Annotated in this window: 6 protein-coding genes and 1 pseudogene; 3 read left to right on the forward strand and 4 right to left on the reverse strand. The window is 70.1% G+C overall.

The genetic code is table 11. The annotated features are described in order from the left end of the window. Both D7X55_RS32380 and D7X55_RS32385 read left to right on the forward strand, forming a co-directional pair. Positions 1 to 538 (forward strand): annotated as a pseudogene (locus D7X55_RS32380) (hypothetical protein); the annotation flags it as partial. A 43-nt stretch (positions 539 to 581) separates the two neighbouring features. Next, positions 582 to 1,220: a phospholipid scramblase-related protein gene (locus D7X55_RS32385; RefSeq protein WP_120551858.1), complete on the forward strand. Its 639-nt coding sequence runs from the start codon at positions 582 to 584 to the stop codon at positions 1,218 to 1,220. A 3-nt stretch (positions 1,221 to 1,223) separates the two neighbouring features. On the opposite strand, the gene D7X55_RS32390 is transcribed toward D7X55_RS32385, so the two are convergent. After that, the gene (locus D7X55_RS32390) at positions 1,224 to 1,517 is read right to left on the reverse strand and encodes a YkvA family protein (protein ID WP_233610207.1); all 294 of its coding nucleotides are present in this window, start codon (positions 1,515 to 1,517) and stop codon (positions 1,224 to 1,226) included. Positions 1,518 to 1,610: 93 nt separating this feature from the next. After that, positions 1,611 to 2,666, reverse strand: a complete 1,056-nt coding sequence (locus D7X55_RS32395) for an ABC transporter ATP-binding protein (RefSeq protein ID WP_121725080.1) — start codon at positions 2,664 to 2,666, stop codon at positions 1,611 to 1,613. A gap of 147 nt (positions 2,667 to 2,813) precedes the next feature. Between D7X55_RS32395 and D7X55_RS32400 the strand changes: the two genes are divergently transcribed. Beyond that, complete coding sequence (locus D7X55_RS32400) at positions 2,814 to 3,449, forward strand: nuclear transport factor 2 family protein (protein ID WP_121725081.1); 636 nt, start codon at positions 2,814 to 2,816, stop codon at positions 3,447 to 3,449. A 66-nt stretch (positions 3,450 to 3,515) separates the two neighbouring features. Here D7X55_RS32400 and gyrA read toward each other — a convergent pair whose 3' ends face one another. Further along, entirely contained in the window at positions 3,516 to 6,326 is a 2,811-nt protein-coding gene (gyrA, locus tag D7X55_RS32405; protein ID WP_121725082.1) for a DNA gyrase subunit A, read from the reverse strand. Between the two features lie 204 nt (positions 6,327 to 6,530). Then, positions 6,531 to 7,130: M48 family metallopeptidase (locus tag D7X55_RS32410; protein WP_121725083.1), on the reverse strand; the 600-nt coding region annotated here is incomplete at its 5' end.

A 7,130-nucleotide genomic window follows, 5' to 3' on the forward strand; every position in this document is an offset into this window, starting at 1 on the left:
GAGCTCCTTCGACCTGGACGGAGACAGCTCCACGGGGGCGGTGATGGCGGGGGCGCTGGGCTTCACGGGCCTGGGCATCCTGGTGGCGGAGTTCGCGCGGCCCACCGCGGGCCAGGTGTCGCTGACGAACTCCGGCGGCCTGTGGGCAGGCGTGGTGGCGGGGCTGCTGATGGCCACCCAGAGCGGTGAGACGCGTGACTTCGTCGCCCTCGAGCAGGGCGTGGTGGGCGCGGGCCTGGTCACCTTCGCGCTGGTGTCACGCAATCTGGACATCTCCCAGGGGCGGGTGCTGCTCATCGACGCGGGCGGCATCCTGGGCGGCCTGGTGGGCTTGAGCGCGCTGTTCCTGGTGCTGGACAACGACCACGGGGACGCGCTGCTGGTGGGCACCGCCGTGGGCGTGGTGGCCGGCCTGGGGACCGCGACGCTCCTCACGCGCGACTTCGACGCGCCAGATGACGTCCCGGCCGTCTCCATCTTCCCGGCGGCCATGGGGCGCCATGGGGGGATGGGGCTCGCGGTGCTGGGACAGTTCTAGACCGCGGCCGCTGTTCCCCTTTCAGCCTTCCCCGGAGCCTCCCATGCCCGTCGAGTCCCAGGCGCTGACCCTCTTGCGTGATGAGCGCACGCTGCGCGTGCGGCAGGTGAAGGAGTGGGGCGAAATCCTCACCGGCTTCGAGGGCCGCAACCGCTACGAGGTGGTGGGCGACGACGGCGGTCCGCTCTTCTTCGCGGGCGAGGTGGGCAGCGGGCTGGGCCTGTTCCTCCTGCGCGGCTTCCTCAAGGCGAAGCGGCCCTTCACCATGGAGCTCAAGTCCGCGAGCGGGGAGACGCTCTTGCGGCTGCGCCGCCCGTGGCGCTTCTGGCTGTCCCGGCTGGAGGTGGAGGACGGCGAGGGGCGCCACCTGGGCGCCATCCAGCAGCGCTTCCGCTTCTTCACCCGCGCCTACGAGGTGCTGGGGCCCGGCGGTGAGGAGCTGGCCCGGTTGAACGGGCCGTTCTTCCGGCCGTGGACGTTCAACGTGGAGCAGCAGGGGCGCGAGGTGGGCACCATCGCGAAGAAGTGGAGCGGGTTCGGCAAGGAGCTGTTCACGGACGCCGACAACTTCGGCGTCCGGTTCGACGGCCTGCGCGACCCGCTGGTGCGCACGCTGGTGGTGGCCGCGACGTTCCTCATCGACTTCGTGCACTTCGAGGACCGCCGCGGCGGCAACGACTGACGGCTAGGAGTGCCGGCGCAGCGTGGGCACGCGCGCGCGGCCCTCCTCGTCACGCGGGAGGCCGTCGAGCGCCGGCTCCCCGGCCACCGCGGCGGGGCGCCAGCGCTGGACTTCACGCACCATGAAGAAGGCGGCGGCGGACAGCACGCCCAGGTCGTCCAGCCAGCCCACCACGGGGATGAAGTCTGGAATCGCGTCCACGGGCGACACGAAGTACAGGACGGCCAGCAGCCCGGCCAGCTTGCGCCACGTCGCCACCCTGGGGTCGCGGACGTAGTGGAAGAAGCGGGTTCCCATTCCTCGAAGGCCTGCGATGTTCATACCCCTCCCTACGCATGGGGGACGCGGCTGATTGCACCATCCGTGCCGCGCGACTGCACGCCTGGTGGGCTAGCGGGCCTGGCCGGATGTCTCCTCCAGCACGTCCGCGCGGCCCGCGACCTCCAGGCGGGCGCGGCCACCTTCGCGAAAAGGGGCGGAAGCGGCGGTGCGCACCACCAGCGCCATGCCCGCGCAGGACACGGTGAAGTCCACGTGCGCGCCCCGGAAGGCCCGCTCCAGAATCTCCGCTCGCAGCGCGCCGCCCACCGCGACGCCGTCCGTGTCGGGGACGAGCCGCAGCGCTTCCGGGCGAAGGGAGAGCATCACCTCGCCGCGCGCCTCCGTGCTCAGCGGCAGGTTGCCCAGGGCCGTGCGCGCGACGCGGCCAAAGCCGGAGCCGGGCAGCAGGTTGGTGCCGCCCAGGAAGTACGCGGCGAAGGCGGTGCGCGGCGCTTCGTAGACGGACTCGGGGGTGCCCTGCTGCTCCACAGTGCCCCCGCGCAACAGCACCAGCCGGTCCGCGAAGGCCAGCGCGTCCGCCACATCGTGCGTGGCGAAGAGCACCGCGGCGCCTCGGGCCTTGAGCACGCGGCGCAGCTCCCCGAGCACGGTGGCGCGCAGGCCCGCGTCCATGCCGGCGAAGGGCTCATCCAGCACCAGCAGCTTCGTGCCGGAGGCCAGCGCGCGGGCCAGCAGCACGCGCTGCCGCTGTCCCCGTGAGAGCGTGCCGCAGACCCGCGCCTCCAGGTCTTCCAGCTGGAACAGCGCCAGCAGGCCGCGCGCGTGCGCCAGGCCTTCGCCCTGGGGCTGCACGCCCATCACCACGTCGCGCACGGTGAGGCCGGACTCGAGCTCCGCGTCGTGGAGGACGCGGCGCAGGGGGCGCTGCTCCGGGGGCACGAACGTGTCCGGCCCGGCGACCACCCGGCCCGCGAGCGTGAGGGTGCCGGACGTCGGCTGCTCCAGGCCCGCCACCAGCCGCAGCAGCGCCGTCTTGCCAGAGCCGCTGGTGCCCATCAGCGCCACCACGTCCCCCGGCTCCAGCGTCAGGGACACGTCCCGCACCGCCGGGGCGGCCGCGCCGAGGAACTTCAGGGTGAGGGCATCGAGCGAGAGGAAGGCCATGACGCGGGCACACTACGGTGCGGCCCCGGCCAGGCCAAGCACCGGCTCCCGTCCGATGGAGACTCCAGGACGCCCGATGCGGCTGCGGCGCTTCCCGCCGCGAGGCTAGGCTCCCGCGCCGTCATTCCCCCACTTCCGGGAGTCCCCATGTCGCGCCTGCTCGTCGCTTGTGCCGTCCTGCTGGGAACCGCGTCCTTCGCCCAGGCCCCTGCCGCGCCTCCGCCGCAGCCCAAGGCCCCAGCCGCCGCCCCCGCTGCTCCAGAGAAGCCGAACCCGCTGAAGGCCGCCGCGGACCGGACGCAGGCCGCGCTCGCCGCGCTGCCCAAGCCGAAGCCCGAGGACGTGAAGTCCCAGGACGCCATCCTCAAGGCCCTCTACGACGTCATCAGCGGACCGGCGGGCGCGCCTCGCGACTGGCAGCGCTTCCGCTCCCTCTTCTATCCGGGTGCCCAGCTCATCCCGCTGGTGAAGCCGCCGGGCGCGACCACCCTCGCGGCCCGCCCCATCACCCCGGAGGACTACGTGACGTGGGGCAAGGAAGGCACCGCGACGCACGGCTTCTTCGAGAAGGAGATTGCGCGCCAGACGCACGCCTTCGGAGGCCTGGTGCAGGTCATGAGCACCTATGAGGCGCGCGGCACGCAGGACGGGCCGCTCATCGCCAAGGGCGTCAACAGCATCCAGCTCTTCAACGACGGCCAGCGCTGGTGGGTCATGAACATCTTCTGGATCGACGAGAAGACCGCCGGCCTCACCGTGCCCAAGGACCTCACCCAGAAGTAGTCCTCGCGCACAAACGAAGAGGGCCGGGTCACCGACCCGGCCCTCCCGTGTTTCCAGCGCCTGGGCTCAGCCTTCCGAGCCGGGCTCACCTTCGGAACCGGCCGGAGCAGCGCCCGCGTCCTCCGCCGGAGCCGCCTCCGTGGAAGCAGCCTCCACCGGCGCGGCCTCGGCCTCGGCACCCTCCACCGGCGTCGTGGTCTCCGTCTCCTCCTCGGACTCCTCGCCCTCGGGCAGCTTGGAGATGGCCATCACCTTCTCCTCGCCGTTCTCCAGCGCGATGAGGCGCACGCCCTGCGTGTTGCGGCCGATGACGGAGATCTCCTTCACCTTCATGCGGATGAGCATGCCGCCGTTGGTGACGAGCATCACCTCGTCGCTGTCCTTCACCTGCACCACGCCCACCACGCGGCCGTTCCGCTCGGTGGTCTTGATGTCGATGATGCCCTTGCCGCCACGGCCCTGCTGCCGGTACTCGGTGCCCTGCGTGCGCTTGCCGTAGCCGTTCTCCGTCACGGTGAGGATGGCGCTGCCCTGCTCCGCCGTCTCCTGGCCCTCCTCCGGCTCCTTGTCCAGGAGGTCCGCGCCCACCACCTCGTCGCCGTCCTCCAGCGTGATGCCCTTCACGCCGTAGGCCTGACGGCCCATGGAGCGGACATCCTCTTCCTTGAAGCGGATGCTCATGCCCGTGGCCGTGGACAGGAGGATGTCCTTGGTGCCGTCGGTAATCATGACGCCCACCAGCTCGTCGCCCTCGTCGATGCCCAGCGCGATGATGCCGCTGGCGCGGACGCTTTCGAACGCGCTCAGGTCCGTGCGCTTCACCACGCCATTCTTCGTGACGAAGAAGACGTAGCGGTTCTCCGGGAAGTCGCGCGTCACCAGCACCTGCGCCAGCCGCTCCCCTTCCCCGAACTGCACCAGGTTCACGATGGCCTTGCCGCGCGACGTGCGGCTGCCCTGCGGAATCTGGTGCACCTTCAGCGAGTACAGCTTGCCCTTGGTGGTGATGGGCATGAGGTACGCGTGCGTGCTGGCCACGAACACCTTGGTGACGAAGTCGTCCTCCTTCGTCCCCGCGCCCGTCTTGCCGCGCCCGCCGCGCTTCTGCGCCCGGTACTCCGACAGGGGCGAGCGCTTCACGTAGCCCGTGTGCGACAGCGTGACCACCATCGTCTCCTCGGCGATGAGGTCCTCGCTGGTGATTTCATCCACCGCGCCGGTGATCTCCGTGCGGCGCTTGTCGCCGTAGCGCTCGCGGATCTCCATCAGCTCCGCCTTGATGACGGAGAGCAGGCTCTTCTCGTTGGCGAGGATGTCGCGCAGGCGCGCGATGTCGCGCACCAGGCCGATGAGCTCCTTGAAGAGCTCCTCGCGCTGCAGGCCGGTGAGGCGCTGCAGGCGCATCTCCAGGATGTTCTGCGCCTGGTCCTCGCTGAAGCCCGCGCCCTCGTACTTGTGCTCGAGGCCGCCGTACGCCGGCTCCTCGTTGCGCGCGCGGCTGACCAGCAGCTCCATCTGCGCCTTGGCCTTCGCGTAGTCGATGCGCTCCAGGTTCTGGAAGCGCTCGCGCGTGTACAGCTCCGGCGACAGGATGTGCATCAGGCCCCAGCGCGCTTCGTCCGGGTCGCGGGACGCGCGGATGAGGCTGACCACCAGGTCGATGAGGTCCTGCGCGACGAGCAGGCCTTCCACGATGTGCATGCGCGCCAGCGCCTTGCGCAGCTCGTAGCGCGAGCGGCGCGTCACCACGTCGCGGCGGTGCGCGATGAAGCGGTCCAGCAGCTCCTTCAGGTTGAGCGTGCGCGGCTGCCCGCCGTCGATGGCCAGCATCACCGCGCCGAACGTCGTCTCCATCTGCGTCATGGAGAAGAGGTTGTTGAGCACCACCTGGGAGATGGCGTCGCGCTTGAGCTCGATGACGATGCGCATGCCCTGACGGTCGCTCTCGTCACGGATGTCGCTGATGCCCTCCAGCTTCTTCTCGCGCACCAGCTCGGCGATCTTCTCAATCAGCCGGGCCTTGTTCACCTGGTAGGGGATCTCCGTGACGATGATGGCCTCACGGTCGCCCTTCTTGTTCGTTTCAATCTCCGTGCGCGCACGGATGGTCATGGCCCCGCGGCCGGTCTCGTAGGCGCGGCGGATGCCCTCGCGGCCGGTGATGATGGCGGCGGTGGGGAAGTCCGGCCCTTCGATGAACTCCATCAGGTCCAGGACGGTGCAGCCCGGGTTCTCAATCAGGTGCAGCGTGCCGCTGATGACCTCCGTCATGTTGTGCGGCGGGATGTTGGTGGTCATGCCCACCGCGATGCCGCTGCTGCCGTTGACGAGGAGGTTGGGGAACTTGGCGGGCAGGACGAGCGGCTCTTCCAGCGAGTCGTCGTAGTTGGGACCGAAGTCGACGGTCTCCTTGTCGATGTCCGCGAGCAGGTCCTCCGCCAGCCGCTCCATGCGCACTTCCGTGTAACGCATGGCCGCCGGCGAGTCGCCGTCCACCGAGCCGAAGTTGCCCTGCCCGTCCACCAGCAGGTAGCGGAGGCTCCACTCCTGGGCCAGGCGCACCATGGCGTCGTAGACGGAGGAGTCGCCGTGCGGGTGGTACTTACCGATGACGTCACCCACCACGCGCGCGCTCTTCTTGTAGGCGCGGTTGTGGAGGTTGCCCAGGTCGTTCATCGCGAAGAGGACGCGACGGTGCACGGGCTTCAGGCCGTCGCGCACGTCGGGCAGCGCGCGGCCGATGATGACGGACATCGAGTAGTCGAGATACGAGCGGCGCATCTCGTCTTCGATGTTGATGGGAATGAGCTCCCCGGCGCCGCTCGACGGAGGGGGCGCGGGGGGCGTTGCCGGCGTGTCGGTGGTGTCGTCAGCCATGGGCTCTGGAAGGTGCGGACGGGCCCCGCGCGAGGGGGGCTCCGCCCGATGGAAGAGTGTTCGTAACCCCCGGATTTCCCTCAGTCAATAAGGGAAACAGGGGGGACTCGCCACGGCTGCCCGCCCGCCCGGTTTTAGGGGTCGGAGAGGGCCTTTCCGGGGCACCCGGATGGAACAAACGGGCGGTGCGTTTTCAGCCCGTTTTCAACCCTTCGGACGCAGGCTCGCGGCCAGCCTTTCGGCCTCCGCTCCCACACCGCCCTCGGGGTCCTTGGACTTCGCGGTTTCGAACGCCGCGAGCGCCCCTTCGCGGTCGCCGCGCAGCTTCAGCGCCACGCCCACGTTGAGGTGCGCGCTGGCGTTGTCGCGGTCCATGGCCAGGGCCTCGCGGAACAGCGTGAGCGCCTGGTCCACGTCACCCGACAGGAGCGCCTCGCGGCCCGCCTGGACGCGCTTGTCCGCGTCGTTGACCAGCTCCACCTCGAACACGCTCTTGCCCACGACGTTGGCCACGAGCACGCGCAGGATGCCGCCCCAGTAGAAGGACAGGCCCTCCGCCGCGACGACGGCGGCCAGGGGCAGGTCGGGCAGCAGCTGCTTGCCCCGGAACTTGAAGCGGACCTTGGTGTAGCGGCCCTTGTTGGTCCAGTGGACCAGCTCGCCGCGCAGCTTCTTGAAGCCAGCCTCCAGCTGGGCCGGGTCGATTTCGAAGGGCAGCACGCGGCCCTGGGGTTCGCCCGCGGGCAGGCGCTTGGGCGCGGCGGGCTCGGGGCTGGAGTCGAAGACGGGCTCGGCCTCCAGCAC

Origin of the sequence: Corallococcus sp. AB049A, from assembly GCF_003668885.1 — a bacterium.
GTDB lineage: Bacteria > Myxococcota > Myxococcia > Myxococcales > Myxococcaceae > Corallococcus > Corallococcus interemptor.

What these genes read in the sequence shown, in the direction of transcription:
- D7X55_RS32390 (WP_233610207.1), bottom strand. Translation starts at nt 1,517, where the DNA reads ATGGGAACCCGCTTCTTCCACTACGTCCGCGACCCCAGGGTGGCGACG.
- D7X55_RS32385 (WP_120551858.1), top strand. Translation starts at nt 582, where the DNA reads ATGCCCGTCGAGTCCCAGGCGCTGACCCTCTTGCGTGATGAGCGCACG.
- gyrA (WP_121725082.1), bottom strand. Translation starts at nt 6,326, where the DNA reads ATGGCTGACGACACCACCGACACGCCGGCAACGCCCCCCGCGCCCCCT.
- D7X55_RS32395 (WP_121725080.1), bottom strand. Translation starts at nt 2,666, where the DNA reads ATGGCCTTCCTCTCGCTCGATGCCCTCACCCTGAAGTTCCTCGGCGCG.
- D7X55_RS32400 (WP_121725081.1), top strand. Translation starts at nt 2,814, where the DNA reads ATGTCGCGCCTGCTCGTCGCTTGTGCCGTCCTGCTGGGAACCGCGTCC.